Annotated in this window: 22 protein-coding genes and 1 tRNA gene; 9 read left to right on the top strand and 14 right to left on the bottom strand. The window is 72.4% G+C overall.

The window, feature by feature from the left end:
• Window positions 1-131: 131 nt before the first annotated feature.
• Window positions 132-1,832 (top strand): phosphoglucomutase (alpha-D-glucose-1,6-bisphosphate-dependent), encoded by a 1,701-nt coding sequence (pgm, locus tag H490_RS22725; RefSeq protein WP_017883755.1) that lies wholly within the window; start codon window positions 132-134, stop codon window positions 1,830-1,832.
• 31 nt (window positions 1,833-1,863) lie between these two features.
• Here pgm and H490_RS22720 read toward each other — a convergent pair whose 3' ends face one another.
• Genes H490_RS22720 through fepB form a run of 5 tightly spaced genes read right to left on the bottom strand, consistent with a single transcriptional unit; the run spans window position 1,864 to window position 6,735 of the window.
• Entirely contained in the window at window positions 1,864-2,694 is an 831-nt protein-coding gene (locus H490_RS22720; RefSeq protein ID WP_017883754.1) for a siderophore-interacting protein, read from the bottom strand.
• Window positions 2,691-3,626, bottom strand: coding sequence for an ABC transporter ATP-binding protein (locus tag H490_RS22715; protein ID WP_017883753.1), 936 nt, complete (start codon window positions 3,624-3,626; stop codon window positions 2,691-2,693). Before H490_RS22715 ends, H490_RS22720 begins: the two co-directional genes overlap by 4 nt.
• A 10-nt stretch (window positions 3,627-3,636) precedes the next feature.
• Window positions 3,637-4,680 (bottom strand): FecCD family ABC transporter permease, encoded by a 1,044-nt coding sequence (locus H490_RS22710; protein WP_031289923.1) that lies wholly within the window; start codon window positions 4,678-4,680, stop codon window positions 3,637-3,639.
• Window positions 4,677-5,729 (bottom strand): FecCD family ABC transporter permease, encoded by a 1,053-nt coding sequence (locus tag H490_RS22705; RefSeq protein ID WP_017883751.1) that lies wholly within the window; start codon window positions 5,727-5,729, stop codon window positions 4,677-4,679. Before H490_RS22705 ends, H490_RS22710 begins: the two co-directional genes overlap by 4 nt.
• A gap of 4 nt (window positions 5,730-5,733) precedes the next feature.
• Window positions 5,734-6,735, bottom strand: coding sequence for a Fe2+-enterobactin ABC transporter substrate-binding protein (gene fepB, locus H490_RS22700; RefSeq protein ID WP_017883750.1), 1,002 nt, complete (start codon window positions 6,733-6,735; stop codon window positions 5,734-5,736).
• Between the two features lie 105 nt (window positions 6,736-6,840).
• Between fepB and H490_RS22695 the strand changes: the two genes are divergently transcribed.
• Window positions 6,841-8,325 (top strand): AraC family transcriptional regulator, encoded by a 1,485-nt coding sequence (locus H490_RS22695; protein WP_152424223.1) that lies wholly within the window; start codon window positions 6,841-6,843, stop codon window positions 8,323-8,325.
• A 10-nt stretch (window positions 8,326-8,335) separates the two neighbouring features.
• Entirely contained in the window at window positions 8,336-9,286 is a 951-nt protein-coding gene (gene pheA, locus H490_RS22690; RefSeq protein ID WP_017883748.1) for a prephenate dehydratase, read from the top strand.
• A gap of 128 nt (window positions 9,287-9,414) precedes the next feature.
• On the opposite strand, the gene H490_RS22685 is transcribed toward pheA, so the two are convergent.
• Complete coding sequence (locus tag H490_RS22685; protein WP_017883747.1) at window positions 9,415-10,413, bottom strand: diacylglycerol/lipid kinase family protein; 999 nt, start codon at window positions 10,411-10,413, stop codon at window positions 9,415-9,417.
• Window positions 10,414-10,484: 71 nt separating this feature from the next.
• Here H490_RS22685 and serS point away from each other — a divergent pair, with 71 nt between their 5' ends.
• The 3 genes from serS (at window position 10,485) to H490_RS22670 (ending at window position 12,996) form a co-directional block, all read left to right on the top strand.
• Window positions 10,485-11,756, top strand: coding sequence for a serine--tRNA ligase (gene serS, locus H490_RS22680; RefSeq protein ID WP_017883746.1), 1,272 nt, complete (start codon window positions 10,485-10,487; stop codon window positions 11,754-11,756).
• A 1-nt stretch (window position 11,757) separates the two neighbouring features.
• The gene (locus H490_RS22675; RefSeq protein ID WP_017883745.1) at window positions 11,758-12,642 is read left to right on the top strand and encodes an HAD family hydrolase; all 885 of its coding nucleotides are present in this window, start codon (window positions 11,758-11,760) and stop codon (window positions 12,640-12,642) included.
• Between the two features lie 263 nt (window positions 12,643-12,905).
• Window positions 12,906-12,996, top strand: a tRNA-Ser gene (locus H490_RS22670).
• 62 nt (window positions 12,997-13,058) lie between these two features.
• Here the strand turns inward: H490_RS22670 and H490_RS22665 are convergent.
• The 5 genes from H490_RS22665 to H490_RS22645 all read right to left on the bottom strand — a co-directional run bounded on the left by H490_RS22665 (window position 13,059) and on the right by H490_RS22645 (window position 15,961).
• The gene (locus H490_RS22665; RefSeq protein WP_017883744.1) at window positions 13,059-13,328 is read right to left on the bottom strand and encodes a GlsB/YeaQ/YmgE family stress response membrane protein; all 270 of its coding nucleotides are present in this window, start codon (window positions 13,326-13,328) and stop codon (window positions 13,059-13,061) included.
• A gap of 233 nt (window positions 13,329-13,561) precedes the next feature.
• A complete protein-coding gene (locus H490_RS22660) occupies window positions 13,562-13,855 on the bottom strand; it encodes a hypothetical protein (protein ID WP_017883743.1) in 294 nt (97 codons plus the stop codon).
• Window positions 13,856-13,866: 11 nt separating this feature from the next.
• Window positions 13,867-14,190, bottom strand: coding sequence for a hypothetical protein (locus H490_RS22655; protein ID WP_017883742.1), 324 nt, complete (start codon window positions 14,188-14,190; stop codon window positions 13,867-13,869).
• A 68-nt stretch (window positions 14,191-14,258) separates the two neighbouring features.
• Window positions 14,259-14,732: a hypothetical protein gene (locus H490_RS22650; protein ID WP_017883741.1), complete on the bottom strand. Its 474-nt coding sequence runs from the start codon at window positions 14,730-14,732 to the stop codon at window positions 14,259-14,261.
• Entirely contained in the window at window positions 14,729-15,961 is a 1,233-nt protein-coding gene (locus tag H490_RS22645; RefSeq protein ID WP_051066161.1) for a pyridoxal phosphate-dependent aminotransferase, read from the bottom strand. Before H490_RS22645 ends, H490_RS22650 begins: the two co-directional genes overlap by 4 nt.
• A 290-nt stretch (window positions 15,962-16,251) precedes the next feature.
• Here H490_RS22645 and mtnC point away from each other — a divergent pair, with 290 nt between their 5' ends.
• The 3 genes from mtnC (at window position 16,252) to H490_RS22630 (ending at window position 18,431) form a co-directional block, all read left to right on the top strand.
• On the top strand, window positions 16,252-16,971 hold the full coding sequence (mtnC, locus tag H490_RS22640) for an acireductone synthase (RefSeq protein WP_017883739.1): 720 nt from the start codon (window positions 16,252-16,254) through the stop codon (window positions 16,969-16,971).
• Window positions 16,968-17,618, top strand: coding sequence for a methylthioribulose 1-phosphate dehydratase (mtnB, locus tag H490_RS22635; RefSeq protein WP_017883738.1), 651 nt, complete (start codon window positions 16,968-16,970; stop codon window positions 17,616-17,618). Before mtnC ends, mtnB begins: the two co-directional genes overlap by 4 nt.
• A 225-nt stretch (window positions 17,619-17,843) precedes the next feature.
• Complete coding sequence (locus tag H490_RS22630) at window positions 17,844-18,431, top strand: 1,2-dihydroxy-3-keto-5-methylthiopentene dioxygenase (protein ID WP_017883737.1); 588 nt, start codon at window positions 17,844-17,846, stop codon at window positions 18,429-18,431.
• Window positions 18,432-18,538: 107 nt separating this feature from the next.
• On the opposite strand, the gene H490_RS22625 is transcribed toward H490_RS22630, so the two are convergent.
• From H490_RS22625 to H490_RS22615, 3 genes are all read right to left on the bottom strand, one after another.
• Window positions 18,539-19,522, bottom strand: a complete 984-nt coding sequence (locus H490_RS22625; protein ID WP_017883736.1) for an LLM class flavin-dependent oxidoreductase — start codon at window positions 19,520-19,522, stop codon at window positions 18,539-18,541.
• A 126-nt stretch (window positions 19,523-19,648) separates the two neighbouring features.
• Complete coding sequence (locus H490_RS22620; protein WP_081611624.1) at window positions 19,649-21,019, bottom strand: MFS transporter; 1,371 nt, start codon at window positions 21,017-21,019, stop codon at window positions 19,649-19,651.
• A gap of 263 nt (window positions 21,020-21,282) precedes the next feature.
• Window positions 21,283-23,049: an acetyl/propionyl/methylcrotonyl-CoA carboxylase subunit alpha gene (locus H490_RS22615; RefSeq protein ID WP_031289919.1), complete on the bottom strand. Its 1,767-nt coding sequence runs from the start codon at window positions 23,047-23,049 to the stop codon at window positions 21,283-21,285.
• Window positions 23,050-23,927: the final 878 nt, after the last annotated feature.

The raw sequence follows: 23,927 nt of genomic DNA, 5'->3' as shown, positions 1-23,927 counted from the left end.
CGGGGCCGGCGGGATACGGCGCGAGGTGGGGCGGGCGGGATGCGGCGCGAGGCGGGGCGGGGAATGCGGCGTGGGGTGAGGTGGTGAAGACGCCACGTGCGGGCCGCCGCGGGGGCTGGCACACTGGAGACATGCATGAGAGAGCAGGGCAGCCCGCGCAGCAGGACGACCTCATCGACGTCGAGGCGCTGCTGGCCGCGTACACCGACGTGGTTCCGGATCCCACCGACGAGTCCCAGCGGGTCGTGTTCGGCACCTCGGGCCACCGGGGCTCGTCGCTGCGGGGCTCCTTCAACGAGGCGCACATCGTCGCGATCAGCGCGGCCATCGCCGAGTATCGCGCGGCGCAGGGCATCGAGGGCCCGCTCTTCATCGGCTCCGACACGCATCCCCTGTCGTCGCCGGCCGAGCACACGGCCCGGGAGGTCCTGTCCGCCGCGGGCGTGAAGGTGCTCGCGAAGGCGGGAACGGGCGACGAGGTCTTCGTGCCGACGCCCGCGGTGAGCCACGCGATCCTCACCCACAACCGCGGCCGCACGGCCGACGACCCCGGCCGCGCCGACGGCATCGTCGTCACCCCGAGCCACAACCCGCCGGCCGACGGGGGCTTCAAGTACAACCCGCCGCACGGCGGGCCCGCCGACACCGACGCGACGAACTGGATCGCCGCCCGCGCCAACGAACTGCTCGCGGGCGGGCCGGCCCCTGCCGCCGACGGCCCGGCTGAGCGGAGCGGCGGGCGGCGCGGCGTCGATGCGATCCCGCGGGCCTCCGAGGACGGCCTCGGCGGAGAGCCGGTGGGGCGCTACGACTTCCTGGGCGAGTACGTCGAGGCGCTCGGCGAGGTCATCGACGTCGACGCGATCCGCGAGGCCGGCGTGCGCATGGCCGCGCACCCGCTCGGCGGCGCGAGCGTGGCCTACTGGGCCGCGATCCGGGATCGCTTCGACCTCGACCTGACCGTGCTCGGCCCGGGCGTCGACCCGCAGTGGGGCTTCATGCACCTCGACTGGGACGGCAAGATCCGCATGGATCCCTCCTCGCGCCACGTCATGTCGACGGTGGCCGACTACCAGCCGCTCTACGACCTCGTCACGGGCAACGACGCCGACGCCGACCGGCACGGCATCGTCACCCGCGACGGCGGGCTCATGAACCCCAACCACTACCTGGCCGTCGCCATCGACTACCTGCTGACGCACCGGCCCGGCTGGGCGGCGTCGGCCAGGATCGGCAAGACCCTCGTCTCGTCGGCGCTCATCGACCGCGTCGTGGCCTCGCACGGGCGCGAGCTGCTCGAGGTGCCCGTGGGGTTCAAGTGGTTCGTGCCCGGCCTGTCGTCGGGCGAGGTGGTGTTCGGCGGGGAGGAGAGCGCCGGCGCCTCGTTCCAGCGCTTCGACGGCAGCGCGTGGAGCACCGACAAGGACGGCATCCTGCTCGCCCTGCTCGCCGCCGAGATCCGCGCGGTCACCGGCCAGTCGCCGTCCGAGCGCTACCGCGAGCTGACCGAGCGCTTCGGCGATCCCGCCTACGCCCGCGTCGACGCGGCCGCGACGCCCGAGCAGAAGGGCCGCCTCGGCGGGCTCTCGCCCGACGACGTGACCGACACCGAACTGGCGGGCGACCCGATCACGGCGATCCTCACCCGCGCCTCGGGCAACGACGCCCCCATCGGCGGCCTCAAAGTGCAGACCGAGCACGCCTGGTTCGCGGCGCGCCCCTCGGGCACCGAGGACGTCATGAAGATCTACGCCGAGTCGTTCCGCGGCCCCGAGCACCTCGCCGAGGTGCAGCGGGCGGCGCAGCAGCTCGTGCAGCGGGTGCTCGGCTGACCCGAGGCCACAGGCGGCGCCGACCCCGTCGTCAGATCGGGAGCGCGAGATCGTCGAGCTCGGTGACCGTGCCTCCGGACGCGAGGACCTTCTCGTACGCGGCGAGCCGCTCGGCGTCGATCTGCGTATTGGTCGTGCCACGCTTCCAGTAGCCGAACACCGCGACGTCCTCCTTCGCGAGGCCCGCCCCGGTGCGGAAGAACCGCCGCACCTCGCGCATCTCGTCGCGCTCTCCCGCACCCCAGACCACCGCGGCAGACGGATCCGCGACGGTGGCGAGCTGGGAGCCGAATCCGACGCCGGGCCGGATCCGGGAGAGGGGCAGGCCGGGCAGCTGCGGCAGTTCCGCGAACGCCGTCTCGTCGTCGGTCGCGATCCAGCCCCGACCCGTCAGCGACTCATCCGCCTGCTGCAGGATCGCGTACAGCGCGGGAAGCGAGGTCGCGTCCGCGAAGATCAGGGCTTCGCGCCCATCGACGTCGGGGATCGTGAAGTGGGGGCGCGGGCCGCCGAACTGCACGGCGTCCCCGATCTGCAGCGCCTCGAGCCAGCGCATCATCGGGCTCGCGGCGCCGTGCCGCACCACGTCGACCTCCACGGTGCCCGCCGCGGGGTCCGCCGAGCGCACGGTGTACACCCGGGAGGCCGCCTCGAAACGGTCCTCGAGGTAGAACCGCAGCGCCGTGTTCGGTCGCTCCCAGAGCGGCTCGGCGGCGAGGTCGGGGATGCGGAGCACGACCCGGACGAGGTGCGCGGAGATGTCGTGCAGCTCGTGCACCGTGGCGGTGCCCAGCACGAGGCCGCGGTTGTGGTCGTCGGACTGGATCGCGGCGGAGCGGTGCAGCGGGGTCTGGGAAGTCATGGGTTCTCCTGATCTGTCGGGGTCGGTCGAGCCGCGCGCCGGTCGCGCGGGATGATGAGCGGCCGCCCGGTCTCGGGGTCGGGGATGATCCGCGCGCCGAGATCGAAGACGGTGCGCAGGAGCTCGACCGTGATGACCTCGTCGGGCGCGCCCTGGGCGACGATCGCTCCGTCGCGCATCGCCACGACGTGCGATGCGTATCTGCCTGCGAGGTTCAGGTCGTGCAGCACCGCCACCAGCGTGCGACCCTGCTCGTGCAGGCGGGAGCACAGATCCAGCACGTCGATCTGATGGGCCACGTCGAGGTAGGTGGTGGGCTCGTCGAGCAGCAGGATCGGGGTCTCCTGCGCGAGCGCCATCGCGATCCAGGCCCGCTGCCGCTGCCCCCCGCTCAACTCCTCGACGAGGCGGTCGGCGTGAGCGGTCATGCCCACCTCGTCGAGCGCGGCCGCGACGGCGCGCTCGTCATCCCGGCTCCACTGCCGCAGCAGCGTCTGATGAGGGTTCCTGCCGCGCGCGACGAGGTCGGCCACCGTGATCGCGGCCGGCGTGGTCGGCGCCTGCGCGAGCGTGCCGACGCGTCGCGCGATCTGCTTGGCGCGCAGAGCGGCGAGATCCCGCCCGTCGAGCAGCACCGATCCTCGACTCGGGCGGATCATGCGCGAGAGCGATCTCAGCAGCGTCGACTTGCCGCAGCCGTTCGGCCCGATGATCACCGTGAAGCCCCCGGTCGGCACTGCGAGATCCAGCCGGGAGGCGACCTCGTGACCGCCGTAGCCGACCGTGAGACCCCGTGCCGAGAGGGCCGCGGGTGCCACGGTGGCCGTGGTCGGAGCGGGCGGCGCGCCGACCGCCGCGGGCGCGCGGCCGAGGTCGGATGGGACGTTCGCCTCCGCGATCGGAGGGGGTGCGGTGAGAGGGTGTTCAGCCATGAGGATCCGTTCAGATGCGGCGGGCCAGCAGCCACAGCAGGTAGAGGCCGCCGAGCACGCTCGTGACGAGCCCCACGGGTGTGCGCAGCCCGACATCGAGGTTCTGCGAGAGGAGGTCGGCGCCCGCGAGCAGCGCGGCGCCGATGAGGGCGGAGAGCCCGAGCAGCACGCCCGGCACCGGGGCGAGGCGTCGGGCGATCTGCCCGGCGGCGAAGGCGATGAAGGCGATGGGGCCCGTCGCAGCGGTCGCGGCCGCTGCGGCGGCGACCGCGACGATCACGGCGACGAACCGGGTGCGCTCGACCTGCACGCCCACGCCGTGCGCGCTGTCGTCGCCCATCTCGATGAGCGCGAGATCGCGGCCGAGCCGTAGCAGCACCGGTCCGACCACCGCGAGCGCCGCGAGGGTCGCCCAGACGTGCGGCCAGCCGCGGCCCGTGAGCGAGCCGGAGCTCCAGAGCTGCGCGAGCAGGGCGTCGTCGATGTCGGCGCGCGCGATGAGCAGCGCCGATATCGCGCTGACGACCGCACCCACCCCGATGCCGACGAGCACGAGGCGCAGCCCGCCCGTGATCCCGTCCCGGCGGGCGAGGAGGTAGACGATCAGCGCCGTGACGATGCCGCCCAGCACCGCCGCGATCGCCGTGGCGATCATGCCGCCGCCGAGCACCACGATCTGGAACACCGCAGCTGTCGCGGCCCCCGAGGTGAATCCGATGATGTCGGGGGAGCCGAGCGGATTGCGGGAGAGCGACTGGAAGGCGGCCCCGCTCATTCCGAGGAGCGCGCCGACGAGCGCGGCGGTGAGCGCGCGCGGCAGCCGTCGCCCCAGCACCGAGCGGGTGAGCGACGGCCGCGCCTCACCCGTGACGACCGCCGCCAGATCGGAGAAGCCGAGCCGTTGCGATCCGATCAGCAGCGACGCGGTGACGATCGCGAGCAGCACGAGGAGCAGGAGCGCGCCGACGAGCAGCACCCGGGGCCGCACGCGCAGCGACAGCGGGCCGACGCGCAGCACCCGACCGCTCGGAACGGAGAGCGCAGCCGCGCTCACAGCGACGCCACCCGTCGCGAACGCACGAGTGCGATGAAGAGCGGGCCGCCGAAGAGGGCGGCCGCGATGCCCGTCTGCAGCTCGGACGGCGCGACGATGGCGCGGCCCGCCGTATCGGCGGCCACGAGCAGCGCGGCGCCGACGAGGGTCGCCGCGGGGATGAGGCGGCGGTGCTCGTTGCCGGTGAAGTGGCGCGAGATGTGCGCCGCGCCGAGGCCGATGAAGCCGATGGGCCCCGCCGCCGCCGTGGCCGATCCGGCGAGCAGCACGACCGCGAGGGCGGTTCCCGCGCGACCGGCGGCGACTCGCGTGCCGAGCGCCGCGGCCGTCTCGTCGCCCAGGCTGATGGCGTTGAGCGGGCCGATCAGCACCAGTGCGGCGAGGATGCCGACCGCGATGAAGGGCAGCACGGTGAGGATGACCTCGGCCCCGCGCCCCTGGAGCGAGCCGACCACCCAGTACCGGTAGGTGTTGAAGGAGGTCTCGTTGCTGATCAGGATCATCTGGGTGACGGCGCCGAGCACGATGCTCACGGCGGTGCCCGCGAGTGCGATCCGCACGGGGGTCGCTGCGCTGCGCCGAGCCGATCCGAGGAGGTAGACCACCACCGCGGCGGCGGCCGCTCCGAGGAACGCGAACCAGATGTACCCGCCGATGCCCGTCACACCGAGATAGGCGATGGCGATGGTCACGAGCAGTGACGCTCCCGCGTTGACGCCGAGGATCCCGGGGTCGGCCAGCGGGTTGCGGGTGACCGACTGCATGAGCGCGCCGGCGAGGCCGAGGGCCGCGCCGACGATGATCCCGAGCACGACTCGGGGCAGTCTCGACTGCACGACGACGAGGTGGGCGTCGTCGGAGGGGTCGTACGCCGTCAGCGCCGCGACCACCGTCGCGGGATCGATCCGGTTCGAGCCGAGTCCCAGGCCGAGCACCGCCGAGACCGCGAGCGCGATCCCCGCGACGGCGATTAGCGCCGCGGTGCGGCGGACCGGAGCGGGGCGGCGCTCGCGCGCCGCCCCGCTCTCGGCTCGAACCGTCAGGGTCATCGGCTCAGCCCGCGAAGGTGTCGACGAGCAGCTCGACGGTCAGCTTGGCGCTGTAGTAGTCGAGGCGGAACGACTGGGTGCCGAGGGAGAAGACGCGGTCGTTCGCGACGGCGGGCTGATTGGCGAGCAGGGGATCCCCGGTGAAGTCGGCGACCGGGTCGCCGCCGCCCATGGCGACCGTGAGAATGGTCTCGGCCCCGGCGAGGCCCGCCGCGGAGTTCTCGCTGGTGAGCACGTCGACGCCTCGACCGCTCTGGTCGTCGGCGCGGTACTCGGCCGCGACCGGCTCGTAGGTGAACCCGAGCGATGTGAGGAGCTCGGCCTGGGGGCTGTCGGCGGTGAAGGCCCACGAGCCGTCGGCCCCCATGTAGACGAGGGCGGTGACGGGCTGCTCCGGCAGCGAGATCTGCTTCGCCTGCTCGGCGACCCAGTCGTCGTACTCGGCGATGCGCTCGGCGGCCTCCGCTTCCATGCCCGTGATCTCGCCGAGCTCGGTGGTGAGCTCCTGCCAGGTGATGCTGCTGTAGTCGAGCATCACGGTGGGTGCGATCTCCGAGAGCTGCTCGTAGGCGTCGCCCGTGGCGTCGCCGCCGTTCGACGAGCCGATGATGAGGTCGGGCTCGAACGCGTCGACGGCGTCGACGTCGAGGGTGAGGTTCTTGTAGGCGACCTCGACGCCGCGCTCCTCGGCGGTCTCCGCCCACTGGGTGAAGAAGCCCTGGTCGTCGGTGAGCGGGGTCACGGTCGCCGCCCCGGATGCGATGAGCGGGGCGTCGATCGCCAGCAGGCTTCCGGTGATCGAGGGCGAGGTGGAGACGATGCGCAGCGGCTTCTCGGGGATCTCGGTGGTGCCGAGCTCGTGCTCGACGGAGCGGGGCCAGCCCGCGGCGTCGGCCGAGCCCGTGGCGGTGTCGGATGCGGGGGTGGCCGCACCGGGTGCGCTGCATCCGGTGAGCAGGGCTGCGACGGCAGCGGCGACGATGAGGGCAGACAGGTGTCTCGCCATGCGGGGACCTCCGGGCGGTGTGGGGTTCTGGGCGCGGTCGGATCACCGCGCGGTACTATCAAGTTAGCCAACCCTTGCTAACGTCTGTTGATTGAGGACGACACCGTGTTACCACCCCGAGCCACTCGGCTTCCGGAGCCCCTGCTCTACGCCGTCGTGCGCGGTTCGGCGAGGATCATTGCGGACGGCGACCGCCACCTGATCCAGAGCGGGACCGCGCTCTGGGCACCCGCCGGAGCGACGGTCGAGGTGCGCGCCTCGTCGGAGGCGATCGTCATCCCCGTGCCCGCCGCATCGACCGGGCCCGTGAGGCCCGCGATCGTCAGAGTGGATCCGGCTCACCTCCCCGGCCTCCTCCATGAGTTCTCACGCGCGCTCGGCCACCTGGATGCGGCGCACGAGGACGCGGCCCCCTCCGAGCCGGGCGTGCGGGTGCGGACCGCGACGCGGAGCCGCGCCGGCCACGGCCTCTCCGCTCCGCCCGCTCCCGCCTCACCCGAACTCCAGGACCTCGCCGAGATGCTCGCCGACGACCCCCACCTCGATCTCGCGAGCGCGGTCGAGGCCGCCGTTACCGGCTGGAGCGTGCGCACCGCGCAGCGCCGCTTCGCTGCCGAGACGGGGCTCACGCTGAGCGCGTGGGTGCGCCGCGCACGGGCCTGGACGGCAGCGGAGCTGCTCGCCGAGGGACGCGACATCGAATGGGTGGCCCACCGTGTCGGGTACCACAGCAGCGCGGCGTTCGTGCGCGGCTTCGCCGAGGTCGTGGGGACGACCCCCGGGCGGTGGCGGCGCTCCCCGGACGCCGAGGAGCCCGCGGCCGAGCTCGTCGTCTCCTCGGCGTGGCGTCGCCGCACGCACCGTACCTGGGCCCGCGTGAACGGCGGGCACGTCGCGGTCTGGGTGGCCGTCGGCTCCGCCGCGATCGCGGTCGGCGGCCGAGAGCTGCGCCTCCGCGCCGGAGAGGCCGTCGTGCTGCCCGCGGGGGTGCGCAACGACATCGGCATCGAGCCGGGATCGCTGCTGCTCCCCGTCGGATTCCGCTCGGGGCGCACCGGGGCGATCGGAGCGCCGCTCGCCCCCGCCCAGGTGGGCGGCATCGACTCTTGGCACATGGTGTCCGCCATGCTCGCCGCATACACCGGCACGGGCGGAGGCGGCGCCGACCCCTCACGAGGATTCGACGCGGTGCTGCGGGGGTCGACGCGTGCCGACGTCGGCGACGACGACACGGGGCTCGCCGCGCTCGCGAGCCTCATCGCCCTCGAGCCTCACCTCACCATCGAGGAAGCCGGGCGCCGACTGGGGCGCGGCGAGCGGGACCTGCGCAGGATCGTGCGCGAGCGCAGCGGCGAGACACCGGCCGCGTGGTCGCGGATGGTGCGGATGACTCGGGCCCGCAATCGCCTCGGCCTCGGGGAGACGGCGACCGAGGTGTCGCGGGAGCTCGGATACGCGCACCTCCCCGCATTCTCGCGGGCCTTCCGCGCGGTGCACGGCACGGCCCCGGCCTCGGTCGGATGCCGCGCGCCCTCGGCGCTCCTCCCCGCCCGCTCGGCGCAGCGCGTGCTCGCGCCGCACGAGCGGTAATCTGGTGAGCATGTCGCAGAGCCCCGCCCCCGCCCGCCGCTACTCCTACCTGGGGCCGGTGGGAACCTTCACCGAGGCGGCGCTCAAGCAGGTGCCCGAGGCCGTCGGCCAGCAGTGGAACCCCGTCGCGAACCTCGGCGAGGCGCTGAACGACGTCGTCACCGGCTACAGCGACGCCGCCATGATCGCGATCGAGAACTCGATCGACGGCGGTGTGACGGTCGCGCAGGACGCCCTCGCGACCATCCCGGGCCTGCGCATCATCGGCGAGTACCTCGTGCCCGTGCGCTTCGTGCTCGTCGCCCGCCCGGGCACCGGTCTCGAGGACATCGCGGTCGTCTCGGGGCACCCCGTCGCCTACGGTCAGTGCCGCGCCTGGCTCGACGACCAGGTGCCGAGGCATCGCCACCTGCCCGCGACGTCGAACGTGCAGGCCGCGCGCGACCTCTTCGACCCCGAGAAGGGCATCGACGCGGCCATCGCGCCCCCCGGCATCGAGGAGCACTACGACGTGGAGGTGCTCGCCGAAGGCATCGCCGAGAACCCCGACGCCGTCACCCGCTTCGTGCTCGTCAGCCGCACTCAGCCGGTCGGCGAGCCGACCGGGGCCGACAAGACCAGCCTCATCGTCGAGCTGCCCGAGGATCGCGCCGGTGCGCTGCTCGAGCTGCTCGAGCAGTTCTCCACGCGCGGCGTGAACCTGACGCTGCTCGCCTCGCGTCCCATCGGCGACCGCATGGGGCGCTACCGCTTCGTGATCGACGCCGAGGGGCACGTGGCGGACGAGCGGGTGGCCGATGCCCTGCTCGGGGTGAAGCGGTTCAGCCCCCGCGTCGTCTTCCTCGGCTCGTACCCGCGCGCCGACCGCGTCGTCGCGTCCATCCGCGACGCCCACGACGACGAGACCTTCCGCGACGCGCGCGACTGGCTGAGCAAGATCCGCTCGGGTGAGGACGCGTAGACCCGCGCTCGACGCCGACGCCGCGCGGGATCGGGGCCGCGCCCGACGGCACGGGCCGGTCGCAGCGGTCCCGCCGCAGGCGAGCGGATCCGGCCCCCACCTCAGCGCGATCCCGCGCCGCGGGCGGATCAGACGGGGGCGTTCCACTCCGGCAGCACGCGCACCGTCAGGGCGCCGGGATCGACGGTGCCGTTCACCGCGAGTGCGAGGCCGAAGTCGTCGCCGTCGAGCTGCACCGGCTCGGGCCGCGGCACCGACAGCGCGTAGCGGGTGGCGCGCAGGTAGTTGACGCTCTTCGTGTCGTTGACGAGGTCGATGATGCGCCGCCCGGCCTTCGTCTTGCGCAGCACCCCGTTCTCCCAGCCGATCTTGTTCCAGATGCGCAGCCACGAGAAGGGACCGAGCGGTCGCAGCGCCACCACGTCGAGCTTGCCGTCGTCGAGCTTCGCGTCGGGGATGAGCAGCACCCCGCCGGGCATCAGGCCGCAGTTGCCGATCATCACGGTGTAGACCGACAGCGATTTCACGGGCGAGCGGTCGACCGAGTAGTGGATCTGCAGCGGACGGTCCTTGAGCATGGTGCGCACGCCCGCGTCCACGTAGGCGAGCCAGCCCAGGCGCTTCTTCAGCGTCGCCCGGGTGGCCGAGATCGCCCGGGCGTCGAGTCCCATACCGGTGAGCACGAGGAACACGTGCTCGTCCTCGCTCTCGTCCTCGCGCACGATCCGCAGCACTCCGAGATCGATGGGGCGCCCGCGCCCGTAGAACGCCGCGCGCACCGCCTCGTCGGGTCGGCCGAGTGGCATGCCCAGGTTGCGGGCGAGCAGGTTGCCGGTGCCCTGCGGCACGATGGCGAGCGGGATCCCCGTTCCCCTCAGCGCCTCGGCCACCGCCCGCACGGTGCCGTCGCCGCCGCTCGCGAGCACGACGCTCGCCCCCTCGGTCAGCGCCCTGCGCGTCGCCGCCGTTCCGGCGTCCTCGGCCGCGGTCTCGTACCAGCGCGTCGGCGCCCAGCCCGACTGGCGCTCGTGATGCGCGATCGCGCTGCGCAGCGCCGCGAGGTCGGTCTTGAACGGGTGGTAGACCACGGCGGCGACGGGCAGGCTGCGCGCGGGGGTCTGAGACATGCAACCAGGGTAGCGGGGGAGTGCGCCGCGCAGCTGACGGCGCGACCTCCGCGCACGGGTAAGCTGGGGGCGTGATCGATCCAGTCCTGCTCCGCACCGATCCCGAGGCCGTCAAGCGCTCCCAGCGCGCGCGAGGAAACGATGAGGCGGTGGTAGACCAGGCGCTCGCCGCGGATGCGGCCCGTCGCGCCGCGCTCACCGAGTTCGAGGGGTTGCGCGCCGAGCAGAAGGAGTTCGGCGGTCGCGTCAAGGCCGCCTCGAAGGACGAGAAGCCCGCGCTCATCGCGCAGGCCCAGCGGCTCGCGGCCGGTGTGAAGGCGGCCGAGGCCCGCGCGAAGGAGGCGGAGGCCGAGTTCGAGGCCGTCGCCGTGCGCATCGAGAACGTCGTGATCGAGGGTGTGCCCGAAGGCGGCGAAGAGAACTTCGTCACACTGCGCGAGGTTGGCGAGCGCGCCGAGTTCGACTTCGAGGCCCGCGATCACCTCGAGCTCGGCGAGCTGCTCGGCGCGATCGACATGGAGCGGGGCGCGAAGGTGTCGGGGGCGCGCTTCTACTTCCTGCGGGGCGTGGGCGCGCGGCTCGAGCTGGCGCTCATGAACCTCGCCCTCGACCGGGCGCTGCAGCACGGCTTCACGCCCCTCATCACGCCCACGCTCGTCAAGCCCGAGGTGATGCGCGGCACCGGCTTCCTCGGCGAGCACGCCGCCGAGGTCTACCACCTGCCCGAAGACGACCTCTTCCTCACCGGCACCAGCGAGGTCGCCCTCGCGGGCTACCACGCCGACGAGATCGTCGACCTGTCGAACGGCCCGCTGCGCTACGCCGGCTGGTCGACCTGCTACCGGCGCGAGGCCGGTTCGCACGGCAAGGACACCCGCGGCATCCTGCGCGTGCACCAGTTCAACAAGCTCGAGATGTTCGTGTACACCGACCCGGCCGAGGCCGAGGCCGAGCACGACCGCCTCGTCGCCTGGCAGGAGGACATGCTGCAGTCGCTCGGCCTGCACTACCGCGTGATCGACGTGGCCGCGGGCGACCTCGGGTCGAGCGCGGCCCGCAAGTTCGACATCGAGGCCTGGGTGCCCACGCAGGGCGCCTACCGCGAGCTCACCTCGACCTCGAACTGCACGACCTACCAGTCGCGACGGCTCGCCACGCGCTTCCGCGGCGAGAACGGCAAGACCGCGCCGGTCGCCACGCTCAACGGCACGCTCGCGACCACCCGCTGGCTCGTCGCGATCCTCGAGACCCACCAGCAGGCCGACGGCAGCGTGATCGTGCCCGAGGCGCTGCGACCTTACCTGGGCGGTCTCGAGCGGCTCACGCCGGTGGTCGGAGCCTGAGATGACCCCCGGATCCGCCTCACCCGTCAAGGTCGCCGCGGAGCAGCGGCACATCATCGCCCTCGATCTCGACGGCACCGTGCTCGACCACGGCTTCCACGGCGCCGGCGACGACCCCGATGGGGGCCGCATCGACCCCGATCTCGCCGAGGCGATCCGCGCCCTCCACGAGGCGGGGCACGAGGTCGTCATCGCGACCGGCCGATCGGTGGACGCGACGCTGCCGATCGTGGAGCGGCTGCGCATCCGCCCCGACTGGGTGATCGCCGCCAACGGCGCGGTGACCCTGCGCCGCGATCCGCTCGCGCACCGCGCCTATCGCCGCGAGTACGTCGAGGCCTTCGACCCGAGCGACGCGCTGCGCAAGATCCGCACCCAGCTCGTCACGGCGCGCTTCGCAGTCGAGCTCGCCGACGGCGGCTTCCTGTACACCGAGCCCATCCCCACCGGCACGCTGCCGTCTCGGCAGCGCATGGTGCCGTTCGAGCAGCTGCTCGGCGTGCAGGCCTCGCGCGTCGTCGTGGTGTCGCCCGACCACCGGCTCGAGGAGTTCCTCGACGCGGTCGAGACGCTCGGCCTCACGCACGTCTCCTACGCGGTCGGCAACACGTCGTGGCTCGACATCGCCCCCGACGGCGTGACGAAGGCGAGCGCGCTCGAGGTGGTCGCCGCGCGCCTCGGCATCGACCGCTCGCGGGTGTTCGCCGCCGGCGACGGCCGCAACGACATCGACATGCTGCGCTGGGCCGCGCACTCGGGCGACTCCGTCGCGATGGGGCAGGCCGTCCCCGAGGTGCAGGCCGCCGCGGGCCGCGTGACCGGCACGGTCGAGCAGGGCGGTCTGCTGTCGGCGCTGCGGGTGCGCTTCCCCGAGCTGCTGGGATAGCGGCCGGGCCCGCCGGGGAGGTGGGCTCGGATGTCGGGCAGACGTGGACGTCGGGCAGACGTGGATGTCGGCCGGGAAGCGCCTTGCGCGAGCTCGGGATCGTCCCGGCCCGCGCCCGCTCGGGGAGCCCGTGCTCGCCCGCGAGCGGTCGAAAAGTGCTGTGCTCTCGGCAATCGCGAACCCTTTTCGACCTCTCGCGCGGCTGCCAGGCCCGCGCGGTCGCCCGGCGCCGCCCCGGTGGCGGCTTTGCTAAGCTCTTCGGCGGAGGGTTGTCCGAGCGGCCGAAGGAACTTGTCTTGAAAACAAGCAGGCGGTAACCCCGTCTCAGGGGTTCAAATCCCCTACCCTCCGCCAGCACGGCAAAGGCCCCCAGCCCGGGCGAACCGGGTCGGGGGCCTCTGCGCAGGAGCCTCGGGTCAGTCCGCGGCGCCCTTGCGGCCGACGATGAGGCCGTAGATCAGCAGCACCACGATGGAGCCGCCGATTGCGAGCAGCCACGTCTGCAGCGACCAGAAGTCCTCGAGGCTCGCCCCGAAGATCACCGAGCCCAGCCAGCCGCCGAGCATCGCTCCCACGACGCCGAGAAGCAGCGTCACGATCCAGCCGCCGCCCTGCCGACCCGGAAGGATCGCCTTCGCGATCGCGCCGGCGATCAGGCCGAGCACGAGAAAAGCAATGAAACCCATGTCCTGCTCCTTTCCATGAGGCGGCCCGCATCTGAGCAGGACCGCTCGTGTGCACTCGACGCTACTCCCGTCGTGGAACACGCTCCAGGGGCTTGCGCAGCGCCTTCGAAGTGCGGTAGATGCACGAGACACGCGAGCGCGGCGGCCGCGAAGGGGGGGGAGGAGAGGAGCGGGCAGGGCGGAACGGAAGAGACCCTCGAGCCGCGGGCGCGGATCGAGGGCCTCTTCCGGGATCAGCTGGGCTGCGGCGGTTCCTCGACGAGTCGCAGCCCGCCCTGGGAGTTCGCGAATGCGAGCAGTTGCTCGATCCAAGCGGGGTTCAGTTCATCGGTCGAGCGCTCGTCGAACTCGAAGTGCACCGGCACCGAGGGGTGCAGCCAGATGCTGTGCTGCTGCTGGTCGTCGCTCCACGTGAAGACGAGGCTCTCCTGCAGGTTCAGCTTTGCGAGGATGACGGTGCGCAGGTGCGTGAGCAGGCGGTCGTCGAAGGTGAACCTCGCGCCGCTGCCGTAGTTCAGATGGCCCATGTGTGCTTCCCCTATTTCTGATCGCTCATGTGCTGCTGGGCCTCTTGCTCGGAGACCACGATGAGCCCCCTCGGAGTGTTCGACAGCTCGTTCAGCACCGCGAGCCAATGCTTGTCGAGCTGCGGTGCGCGGCTGCCAGCGAAGCGGAAGGCCAGCGGGATCGATGGCGTGAGCCAGATCGAGACCCGCCCGCCGCCGCGCTCCGCTGGAACGGTCCAGCTCATGAGGAAGCTCTCCTGCCTGCGCAGCTTGATCGTGATGGCGACTTTGAGGTGCGCGAGCGTGCGATCGTCGAACTCGTACTCCTGCACGCCGCCGTATGTGAGGAAGCCCATACCCACCATCGTGGCACCTTTCCGGGGCGTACGGGAGCGCCTCGCCGAAAGAAAGTGTCACACGGGTCTCAGCCGAGGGGGTGCGGCACCATCCCGCCCTCGCCCGGGTGCTCATCCTCTTCGGGCTTCGGATCGCGGGCGTCGGCGTAGGCGAACACGATCGAGGCGATGAGGAGCGCGAACGCGAGGATGCCGAGCGGGTTGCAGAGCGCGATCGACATCTCGCCCGAGAACGCGGATCCGGCGGCGAGGCTCAGCACCGACACGAGCCGGTCGTCGACGAGATCTGGCACGGTGAGGCCGAAGCCGATCGCGCAGGCCCAGGAGAGCGCGAGGGAGACGACGGTGCTGCGGCTCGTGCGGCGCCCGCGATCCCGAGTGATCCGCACCCGCCGCGCCATCCAGAGCTGCAGCGCGATGAACACGAGCCCGATGGTGGGCAGGTACCACCAGGTCAGCGGGCCGCCGATGCCGAACAGCCACCGCCCGACGCACATCCACAGGGCGAGCACCACTCCGACGACGGCGAAGACGCGGTTCATCGCAGAGGCTCCCGGCCGGCGCCGCCCAGCTCGCGCAGCCGCTCGACCGCGGTGCGCAGGGTCCGCTCGTCCTTCACGAAGGTGAAGCGCACCCAGGAGGAGAGCGCCTGCGCCGCAGCCGACCCCTCGTGGCAGAACGCGCTGATCGGCACCCCTGCCACGCCGATGCGGCCCGGCAGGGCGCGCGCGAACGCGGCGCCGTCGTCGCCCTCGGCGAGGAACGGCGCCGCGTCGGCGCAGACGAAGTAGGTGCCGCCCGGCACGACCACCTCGAAGCCCGCCTCGCGCAGACCGGCCACGAGCAGGTCGCGGCGGGCGGAGAGCGAGTCGCGCAGCTCGGCGATGTCGGCGTCGCCGTCGACGAGGGCGCGCGCGATCGCGGGCTGGAAGGGTGCGCCGCCGGCGTAGGTGAGGAACTGCTTGATCGCGGTGACCGCCTCGATGAGCTCGGCGGGGCCGGCGATCCAGCCGATCTTCCAGCCCGTCAGCGAGAACGTCTTGCCCGCCGATGAGATGGTGAGGGTGCGCTCGGCCATGCCGGGCAGCGTCGCCACCGGCGTGTGCGCGTCGCCGTCGAAGGTGAGGTGCTCGTAGACCTCGTCGGTCACGAGCAGCGCGTCGGCCCGCCGGGCCGCGTCGGCGACGAGCTGCAGCTCGTCGCGGGAGAGCACGGTGCCGGTCGGGTTGTGCGGGGTGTTGAGCAGGATCAGGCGCGTGCGCTCGGAGACCGCCGCGTCGAGGGCGGCGGAGTCGAGGCGGAAACCGTCGGGGCCTGGCACGAGGGGCACGGTGACGTGCGCGGCGCCGGCCATCGCGATCGCGGCGGCGTAGGAGTCGTAGAAGGGCTCGAGCGTCACCACCTCGTCGCCCGGGCCCGCGAAGGCGAGCACCGCAGCGGCGATCGCCTCGGTGGCGCCGGCGGTGACGAGCACCTCGCGCTCCGGATCGAGATCGATGCCGTAGTGGCGCAGCTGGTGCGCCGCGATCGCCATGCGCAGCTCGGGAATGCCGCGCCCCGGCGGGTACTGGTTGGCCCCGTCGCGGATCGCGGCCGAAGCGATCTCGCGGATCCACTCGGGACCGTCGCCGTCGGGGAAGCCCTGGCCGAGGTTCGCGGCGCCGGTGCTCTGCGCGAGCGCTGTCATCTCGGCGAAGATCGTCGGCCTCGTCGAGCCGTCGGGGGAGGCGAGACCGCTCGCCCGGGCCACATCTCGCCATCTCTGCAACACCCCTCCAGTCTAGGCCGCGGATCGGCGTCGTCTCTGGTCGCGTGTCGTCGCGCGACACGGCCCCGGGCGCCCCGGATCCGGGGCGCCCGGGGGCCGAGCACGAGCAGGATCCGGGCGGGCTCGGGCGGCCCGTGCCGCGGTGAGCCTCAGGCCGCTGCAACGGGGCGTAACGCGTGGGCGGGAGCGCGCGGTGCGGTGGTAGCTTGGCGCATCAGAGTGCACGCTCGCGGGCGGGCGGGTCTCCCGCCGCGAGCCCGGATCCGCAATCCGCTACGTTCCACGGAGGTACGATGCCCGCGACGATTCCAGTGACCGCCGACGCGGTGGTCGTCGACCTCGAGGGGACGACGAGCGCGGCGGGGTTCATCCTGGGCGACCTGTACGACTACGCGCGGCCCCGCCTCGAGGAGGTGCTGGGGCGCGACGACGGAACGGTGCGCGAGGCGCGGAGGCAGGCGATCGCCGAGACCGGGATCGCCGAGGACGCCTCCGACGCCGAGGTCGCCGACGCGCTGCGCGCGCTGATGGCGTCCGACGTGAAGTCGACGCCGCTGAAGACGCTGCAGGGCATCATCTGGGCCGAGGGCTTCGCGGCGGGCGAGATCACGTCGCACTTCTTCGACGACGCGCCCCCGCGGCTGCGCGCCTGGCACGAGCGCGGCATCCGCCTGGCCGTGTACTCGTCGGGGTCGGTCGCTTCGCAGAAGCCGTGGTTCCGCCACGCCCCGCAGGGCGACCTCTCGGCCATCGTCGAGGCCTGGTTCGACACCGTCAACGCGGGTCCCAAGAAGGAGCCCGCCTCGTACGAGCGGATCGCCGAGGCGCTCGGCACGGATCCGGGTCGCACCCTCTTCCTCACCGACCACCCCGAGGAGGTCGCCGCCGCGCGGGCCGCGGGCTGGCAGGTCGTCGCCCTCGATCGCGAGGGCGAGCCGTGGGCGGGATCCGACTTCGCCGCCGCCGGGGCGCCGGCGGTCGCGAGCTTCGACGAGATCGAGGTGGCGTCGTGAGCATCATCGCCCCCGAACTGGTCTCGCGCGAGCGCGTGCGCGAGGCGGGCCGAGCCCTGGCCGCCGAGTCGGCGCGCTTCGCCGGCTACGGCTGGATGCGCGGCACCGGCGGCAACCTGTCGGTGGTGGTGGAACGGCACCCGCTGCTGCTCGCCGTCACCGCATCGGGACTCGACAAGTCGGAGCTCACCGAGCGAGACGTGGTGCTCGTGGGCGAGGACGGCGGATCGGCCGATCCCGGCGATCCCCGGCCGCCGTCGGCGGAGGCCGGCCTGCACGCCCACATCGCGGCCCGCACCGGGGCCGAAGCGGTGTTCCACGTGCACGCGATCGACGCCGTCATCGCCGGCCATCGCTGGCCCGACGGCGTGGAGATCCGGGATCTCGAGATGCTGAAGGGCATCGGCCACCCCGCCCACGACGCGGTCGTGCGGATCCCGGTGATCCAGAACCACCAGGACATGGCGGTCGAGGCCGCCCGCTTCGACGAGGTCTACCGCACGCCCACCGACGAGGTGCCCGAGGTGCCCGCGCTCATCGTCGCCGGCCACGGCATGTACGCGTGGGGCGGCAGCATCTCGGCGGCGCGACGCCACCTCGAGGTCGGCGAGTGGCTGCTGCGCTACCTCGTGGCCGTCACCGGCTGAGCGCGTCCGCGAAGCGCGGCCCGGGGCGCGCGGCCGCGGCGGGCGCGAGACGCGAGCCGCCCGGGCGGCGACCGGGCGGCGCGCGGCGCGAAGCCCTTCGGAATGTTACGCCGGGGCGTCGTTGTGTTACCTCCTCCGTGCGGGCCGAGGGCGCCGGGTGAGAGGATGGGCCCGGAATCAGCGCTCGATGGTGGCCATCGGGTGCCCGCACACAGAGGAGACACCATGACGCTGCTCACGGTCTGGAACGAGAACGACCCCGAGACCCCCGTGCTCGAGACCACCGACGACGCCGAGATCCTCGCGGAGCTGACGAAGCTCGGCGCGCGCTTCTCGCACTGGGAGGTCAAGGACTTCGCCGACGACGCGACGCTCGACGAGATCTTCGCGCTCTACACCGACGAGATCGAGGCCGTGAAGCAGCAGGAGGGGTACACCCTCGTCGACATCATGGGTCTGACCCCGGGCCAGCAGGGCTACGACGAGGCGAAGGGCCCCGCCCGCGAGAAGTTCCTCTCGGAGCACCGGCACGACGACGATGAGGACCGCTTCTTCGCGAAGGGCGCGGGGGTGTTCTACCTGCACGTGAACGGCCGGGTGCACGCGCTCTACTGCGAGCCGGGCGACCTCGTGTCGGTGCCCGCCAACACGACCCACTGGTTCGACATGGGCACCGAGCCCGAGTTCACCTCGATCCGCTTCTTCCACGAGCACGACGGCTGGGTCGGCCACTTCACCGGCAGCCCCATCGCCGAGAAGTTCGCGACCTTCGACCAGCTGCACGCGCGCCGCAAGGAGCTGGCCGCCGCCTGAGCGGACGCGCACGCGGAACGGCCGCGGCTCCCCCGAGAGACGGGGAGCCGCGGCCGTTCGCTTCCCTGCCGGAAACGGTGCCGGATCGGGCGCGGGCGCCGACCGGCTCAGGCGCCGGGGGCGGCGATCCGCACCGACGCCAGCTGCTCGGCGCGCGTCGGCGCCGCGTGCACGGTGATGAGCTCGTCGGCGTCGGCGAAGCGCGCGAACGCCTCGAGCTCGTCGCGCACCCGGTCGGGGCCGCCGATGGCCGTGTACTTGAGCATGCCGCGGATCTCGAGCCCCGCGGGGGTGTCGACGAGGGTCGACGCCTCGTCGGCGGTGAGCTCGCGCTCGCGGCCCCGCGACAGGAAGCGCCGCACCCGGTCGACCTCGGCGCGCGCGAACAGCGCCTCGGCCTGTTCGTCGGTCTCGGCCGCGACCACGTTGACACCGGCGCTCACGTAGGGCTCGGGGTGGGCCTCGCTCGGCACGTAGTGCGAGCGGTAGTGCTGCACGGCCGAGGTGAGCTGCTGCGGGGCGAAGTGGGAGGCGAAGGAGTAGGGCAGGCCGAGCTGCGCGGCGAGGCTCGCGCCGAAGAGGCTGGATCCGAGGATCGTGAGGGGCACCCGCGTGCCGCGCCCCGGGTAGGCGTTGACCGCGTTTCGGGGCAGGTCGTCCGAGAGGTAGCGCTGCAGCTCGATCACATCGCTCGGGAAGCTCTCGGCGGCCTGGTGGGTGCGGCGCAGCGCGCGGAAGGTGGCGCCGTCGGTGCCCGGCGCCCGCCCGAGGCCGAGATCGATGCGGCCGGGGTGCAGCTCGGCCAGGGTGCCGAACTGCTCGGCGATGACGAGCGGCGAGTGGTTCGGCAGCATGACGCCGCCGGCACCGAGCCCGATCGTGTCGGTGCGCGCCGCGATGTGCGCGATGAGCACGGCCGTGGCGCTCGAAGCGATCGACGGCATGTTGTGGTGCTCGGCGTACCAGATGCGGCGGTAGCCGCTGCGCTCGGCGAGGCGGGCCACCTCGACGGAGTGCCGGAACGCGTCGGCGATGCTGCCGTCGGCCTCCACGGTCGCGAGATCGAGAATCGAGAGCGGGGTGCGTGCCATGAGGGGTGCAACCGCCGGGGGCGCGCTGCTATTCCGGGGACGCGAACGGCGGGGCGGATCCGCTCTCGGGATCCGCCCCGCCGTGGCTCGCGAGACGCGCGTTCGCGTGGCTCGCGCGAAGGGGCCCTAGCGCTTCGCGGGCGTCCAGGTGTGGATGAGGCCGCTGTGCTCGAACTCGGGATCGAGCGGGATGTTCGAGCGGTCCTTGAGCAGCGTGCTCGCCAGCAGACCGAGGCCGGTCATGATGAGCAGGTACACCACGATGGCCCAGGTGGAGCCGAAGGTCTGCAGCAGGATCTGCGCGATCGTGGGCGCGAACGCGCCGCCGATGACGCCGCCGATTGCGTAGCTGATCGAGATGCCCGAGTAGCGGATCGAGGCCGGGAAGGTCTCGGCGTACCAGACCGCGGTGGGGCCGTAGGTGAGGCCGAGGCCGACCGCCAGCAGGCTGGTGCCGATGAGCACGCCGCCCACGCCGCCGTTGAAGACGAACTGGAAGAGCGGGATGACGGCGGCGGCCTGCAGGAACCAGCCGACGGTCATGACCGGCTTGCGGCCGAAGCGGTCGCTCAGCGGGCCGGATACGAAGGTGAAGATCGCCCACACGACCGCCGAGGCGAGCACTGCGAGCTGCACCTGCACGGGGTCGTAGCCGAGGCCGCCGTCGGCCTCGGGGCGCGACGCGAGGCCCTGCACGTAGCCGCCGGTGAGCATGTAGCCCACGGCGTTGTTGCCCGCGAACAGCAGCGCGGCGAGGATCACGAGCGGCGTGTGCGCCTTGAAGACCTGCACGATGGGCGCGGAGGCCTGCTTCTTGGTCTCCTTGATCTCACTGAACACGGGCGACTCGTCGACGGTGCGGCGGATGATGAAGCCCACCACGATGAGCACGACCGAGAAGAGGAACGGCACGCGCCAGCCCCACTCCTCGAACGCCTCGCCGGGGGCGATCACGCGCATGAGCGCCAGCATCGCCGAGGCGAGCAGCATGCCGAACGGCACACCCAGCTGCGGGAACACGCCGAAGAGGCCGCGCTTGCCCTCGGGGGCGTGCTCGACCGACATGAGCACCGCGCCGCCCCACTCGCCTCCGGCCGAGAGGCCCTGCAGGATGCGCAGCACGATGAGGATGATCGGCGCCATGATGCCGATCGACTGGTAGGTGGGCAGCAGGCCGATGCCCACGGTCGCGACGCCCATGAGCAGCAGGGTGATGACGAGCATCGGCTGACGGCCGAGCTTGTCGCCGAAGTGGCCGGCGAGGAACGCGCCGAGCGGGCGGAAGAGGAACGAGAGGCCGATCGTCACGAGCGAGAGGATCTGCATCATGCCGGGGCCGGCGGGCTCGAAGAAGAGCTTCGCGAGCACGAGGTTGGCGGCGAAGGCGTAGATGAAGAAGTCGTACCACTCGATGGTGGTGCCGATGATGGAGGCTGCCACCACCTTGCGGCGCTCGTGCGGGGTGCTCGCGGGTCGAGCTGACGCGGTTGTTGTCATTATTTGACGTCCTTGTCCAAATATCGGATGAAATGATGCCGAGGAGCATTCTACGCCCTTCGAGGCGAGTGTCGCGCATCTCGCTCCGGGGCACAACGCCTCACGGGCCCTCCGCGGTCGGAGGCGCGGCCCGGGCGCCCCGGTTCGGGGCCCGGTTTGAGGCGCTCCCGTCGGAGGCGATCCCGGCTCGAGGCGCCCCGGACGCGCGAAGGGCCGCCCCGGTACGGGACGGCCCTTCGCGAAGCGGCTGAAGACGCGCAGCGCTACTCGGAGTCGACGATGCTGAGCAGCACATGCCCGTTCGGCACGGTCTGCCCGACCGGCGCGTCGATGTTCACCACGACGCCGTCGCGGTGGGCGTAGAGCGACTGCTCCATCTTCATGGCCTCGAGCACCGCCACGAGGTCGCCCTCGGCGACCTGCTGGCCATCCTCGACGGCCACCTTCACGACCGTGGCCTGCATCGGCGCGGCGACCGCGTCGCCCGTCGCGGTCGCGACGCCGGCGCCCTTCGCGCGCCTCGGCGCCGGCCCGCGGGTGACCTCCTGGTCGACGAGCGGCAGCAGCGTCGCGGGCATCGACACCTCGACGCGTCGGCCGGCGACCTCGACGACCACGGTCTGGCGCTTCGGATCCTGGCCGATCGGCGGCACCTCGCCCTCCCAGGGCTCGATGTCGTTCTCGAACTCGCTCTCGATCCACAGCGTGTACACGCCGAACCTGCCGTCGGGGGCGGTGAACGCGGGATCGCGCACGATCTTGCGATGGAAGGGCAGCACGGTGGGCAGGCCCTGGATCTCGAACTCGTCGAGGGCGCGGCGGGCGCGATCGAGCGCCTCCTCGCGCGTCGAGCCCGTGACGATGAGCTTGCCGAGCATCGAGTCGAAGGAGCCCGAGACCACGTCGCCCGACTGCACGCCCGTGTCGATGCGCACGCCCGGGCCCGCGGCGGGCTTGAACAGCGCGACCGGTCCGGGGGCGGGCAGGAAGCCGTTGCCGGGATCCTCGCCGTTGAGCCGGAACTCGAAGGAGTGGCCCCTGGTCACCGGGTCGTCGTAGTCGATGACGCCGCCCTCGGCGATCCGGAACTGCTCGCGCACCAGGTCGATACCCGTGACCTCCTCGGAGACTGGGTGCTCGACCTGCAGACGCGTGTTCACCTCGAGGAACGAGACCGTGCCGTCTTTCGCCACCAGGAACTCGCAGGTGCCGGCACCCACGTAGCCGACCTCCTTGAGGATCGCCTTCGACGCCGAGTAGAGCTTCTCGTTCTGCGCGTCGGTGAGGAACGGCGCGGGCGCCTCCTCCACGAGCTTCTGGTGCCGGCGCTGCAGCGAGCAGTCGCGGGTCGAGACGACCACGACGTTGCCGTGCTGATCGGCGAGGCACTGGGTCTCGACGTGGCGCGGCTTCTCGAGGTACTTCTCGACGAAGCACTCGCCGCGGCCGAACGCCGCGACCGCCTCGCGGGTGGCTGACTCGAAGAGCTCGGCGACCTCGTCACGTTCGTAGGCGACCTTGAGGCCGCGGCCGCCACCGCCGAACGCGGCCTTGATGGCGATGGGCAGGCCCACCTCGTCGGCGAACGCGAGCACCTCGTCGGCGTTCGCGACGGGGTCGCTCGTGCCCGCCGCGAGCGGGGCGCCCACCTTCTCGGCGACGTGACGGGCCGAGACCTTGTCGCCCAGCCGCTCGATCGCCTCGGGGCTCGGGCCGATCCAGGTGAGTCCCGCCTCGGCGACGGCGCGGGCGAAGTCGGCGTTCTCGGCGAGGAAGCCGTAACCCGGGTGCACGGCGTCGGCGCCCGAGCGGCGGGCGACGCCGAGGATCTTGTCGATCACGAGGTAGGTCTCGGCGCTGGTGGTGCCGTTCAGGGCGTACGCCTCGTCGGCGAGCTGCGCGTGCATCGCGTCCCGATCCTGGTCGGCGTAGACGGCGACGGAGGCGATGCCGCTGTCTGCGGCGGCCCGGATGATGCGAACGGCGATTTCGCCACGGTTGGCGATGAGCACTTTACGAATGCGCGACATGGGGTACAGCCTATTCCAGGACCCGGGGCGAGCCTTGGATATAAGGCACAAACCTTTTCCCGTTTCGTTGCCGATGCGCATAGGGCGGCTCGGGATCCGCCGCCCTTCGGGACGTCCGCGATCCGCCCCTCCCCGGCGTCCGCCGCCAGGCGCCCGCCCTGCCTCGGCGCCCGCCCACGGTACCCCGACCCCCGGCCCTACCCCGGCGCCTGCCACCTTCCCGCGATCGCCCCGGTACCTGCCGTCCTTGCTCCCCGCGCCCCGCGCCCCGGCGCCCTNCGGCGCCCGCCCACGGTACCCCGACCCCCGGCCCTACCCCGGCGCCTGCCACCTTCCCGCGATCGCCCCGGTACCTGCCGTCCTTGCTCCCCGCGCCCCGCGCCCCGGCGCCCTCAGGCGTCCCCGGCCCTACCCCGGCGCCTGCCACCTTCCCGCGATCGCCCCGGTACCTGCCGTCCTTGCTCCCCGCGCCCCGCGCCCCGGCGCCCTCAGGTGCCCGCTCCTGCCGACTCCACCCACCCCTGCACCCGCACCGATCGACGTTCGAGCACCTCGATTCGGGTTATCCGGGTGCTTGAACGTTGATCGGTGCGGCTGAGAGGGGAGGAAAGCGGGCGGGGGAAGGGGAGGTCGGGGCAGGGAAGGCCGGGGAGAGGAGGAAGAGACGGGGCGGGCGGGGAGGCGGAGGCGGGACGGAGCGAGGAAGCGGGTGCCGGAGCAGGGCGCCCCGGATCCGGGATGCCGTCGGTGCCCCCGCTCCGGCACCCGCTTCCGGGACCGCGCCTCCTCCTCTCGGAACCGCACCGATCGACGTTCAAGCACCTCGATCCGGGTTGTCGGGGTGCTTGAACGTCGATCGGTGCGGGTGAGAAGGGGGG

It is taken from the genome of Leucobacter sp. UCD-THU (assembly GCF_000349545.1).
In the GTDB taxonomy this organism is placed as follows: Bacteria; Actinomycetota; Actinomycetes; order Actinomycetales; family Microbacteriaceae; genus Leucobacter; species Leucobacter muris.
The sequence above is the reverse complement of the archived record's forward strand: the minus strand, read 5'-3'. Positions and strand labels throughout refer to the sequence as shown.

Excerpts from the sequence above, each read along its gene's own strand:
- pgm (WP_017883755.1), top strand. The coding sequence starts at position 132 with ATGCATGAGAGAGCAGGGCAGCCCGCGCAGCAGGACGACCTCATCGAC.
- H490_RS22720 (WP_017883754.1), bottom strand. The coding sequence starts at position 2,694 with ATGACTTCCCAGACCCCGCTGCACCGCTCCGCCGCGATCCAGTCCGAC.
- H490_RS22715 (WP_017883753.1), bottom strand. The coding sequence starts at position 3,626 with ATGGCTGAACACCCTCTCACCGCACCCCCTCCGATCGCGGAGGCGAAC.
- H490_RS22705 (WP_017883751.1), bottom strand. The coding sequence starts at position 5,729 with ATGACCCTGACGGTTCGAGCCGAGAGCGGGGCGGCGCGCGAGCGCCGC.
- fepB (WP_017883750.1), bottom strand. The coding sequence starts at position 6,735 with ATGGCGAGACACCTGTCTGCCCTCATCGTCGCCGCTGCCGTCGCAGCC.
- pheA (WP_017883748.1), top strand. The coding sequence starts at position 8,336 with ATGTCGCAGAGCCCCGCCCCCGCCCGCCGCTACTCCTACCTGGGGCCG.
- H490_RS22685 (WP_017883747.1), bottom strand. The coding sequence starts at position 10,413 with ATGTCTCAGACCCCCGCGCGCAGCCTGCCCGTCGCCGCCGTGGTCTAC.
- H490_RS22675 (WP_017883745.1), top strand. The coding sequence starts at position 11,758 with ATGACCCCCGGATCCGCCTCACCCGTCAAGGTCGCCGCGGAGCAGCGG.
- H490_RS22665 (WP_017883744.1), bottom strand. The coding sequence starts at position 13,328 with ATGGGTTTCATTGCTTTTCTCGTGCTCGGCCTGATCGCCGGCGCGATC.
- H490_RS22660 (WP_017883743.1), bottom strand. The coding sequence starts at position 13,855 with ATGGGCCATCTGAACTACGGCAGCGGCGCGAGGTTCACCTTCGACGAC.
- H490_RS22655 (WP_017883742.1), bottom strand. The coding sequence starts at position 14,190 with ATGGGCTTCCTCACATACGGCGGCGTGCAGGAGTACGAGTTCGACGAT.
- H490_RS22650 (WP_017883741.1), bottom strand. The coding sequence starts at position 14,732 with ATGAACCGCGTCTTCGCCGTCGTCGGAGTGGTGCTCGCCCTGTGGATG.
- mtnC (WP_017883739.1), top strand. The coding sequence starts at position 16,252 with ATGCCCGCGACGATTCCAGTGACCGCCGACGCGGTGGTCGTCGACCTC.
- H490_RS22630 (WP_017883737.1), top strand. The coding sequence starts at position 17,844 with ATGACGCTGCTCACGGTCTGGAACGAGAACGACCCCGAGACCCCCGTG.
- H490_RS22625 (WP_017883736.1), bottom strand. The coding sequence starts at position 19,522 with ATGGCACGCACCCCGCTCTCGATTCTCGATCTCGCGACCGTGGAGGCC.
- H490_RS22620 (WP_081611624.1), bottom strand. The coding sequence starts at position 21,019 with ATGACAACAACCGCGTCAGCTCGACCCGCGAGCACCCCGCACGAGCGC.
- H490_RS22615 (WP_031289919.1), bottom strand. The coding sequence starts at position 23,049 with ATGTCGCGCATTCGTAAAGTGCTCATCGCCAACCGTGGCGAAATCGCC.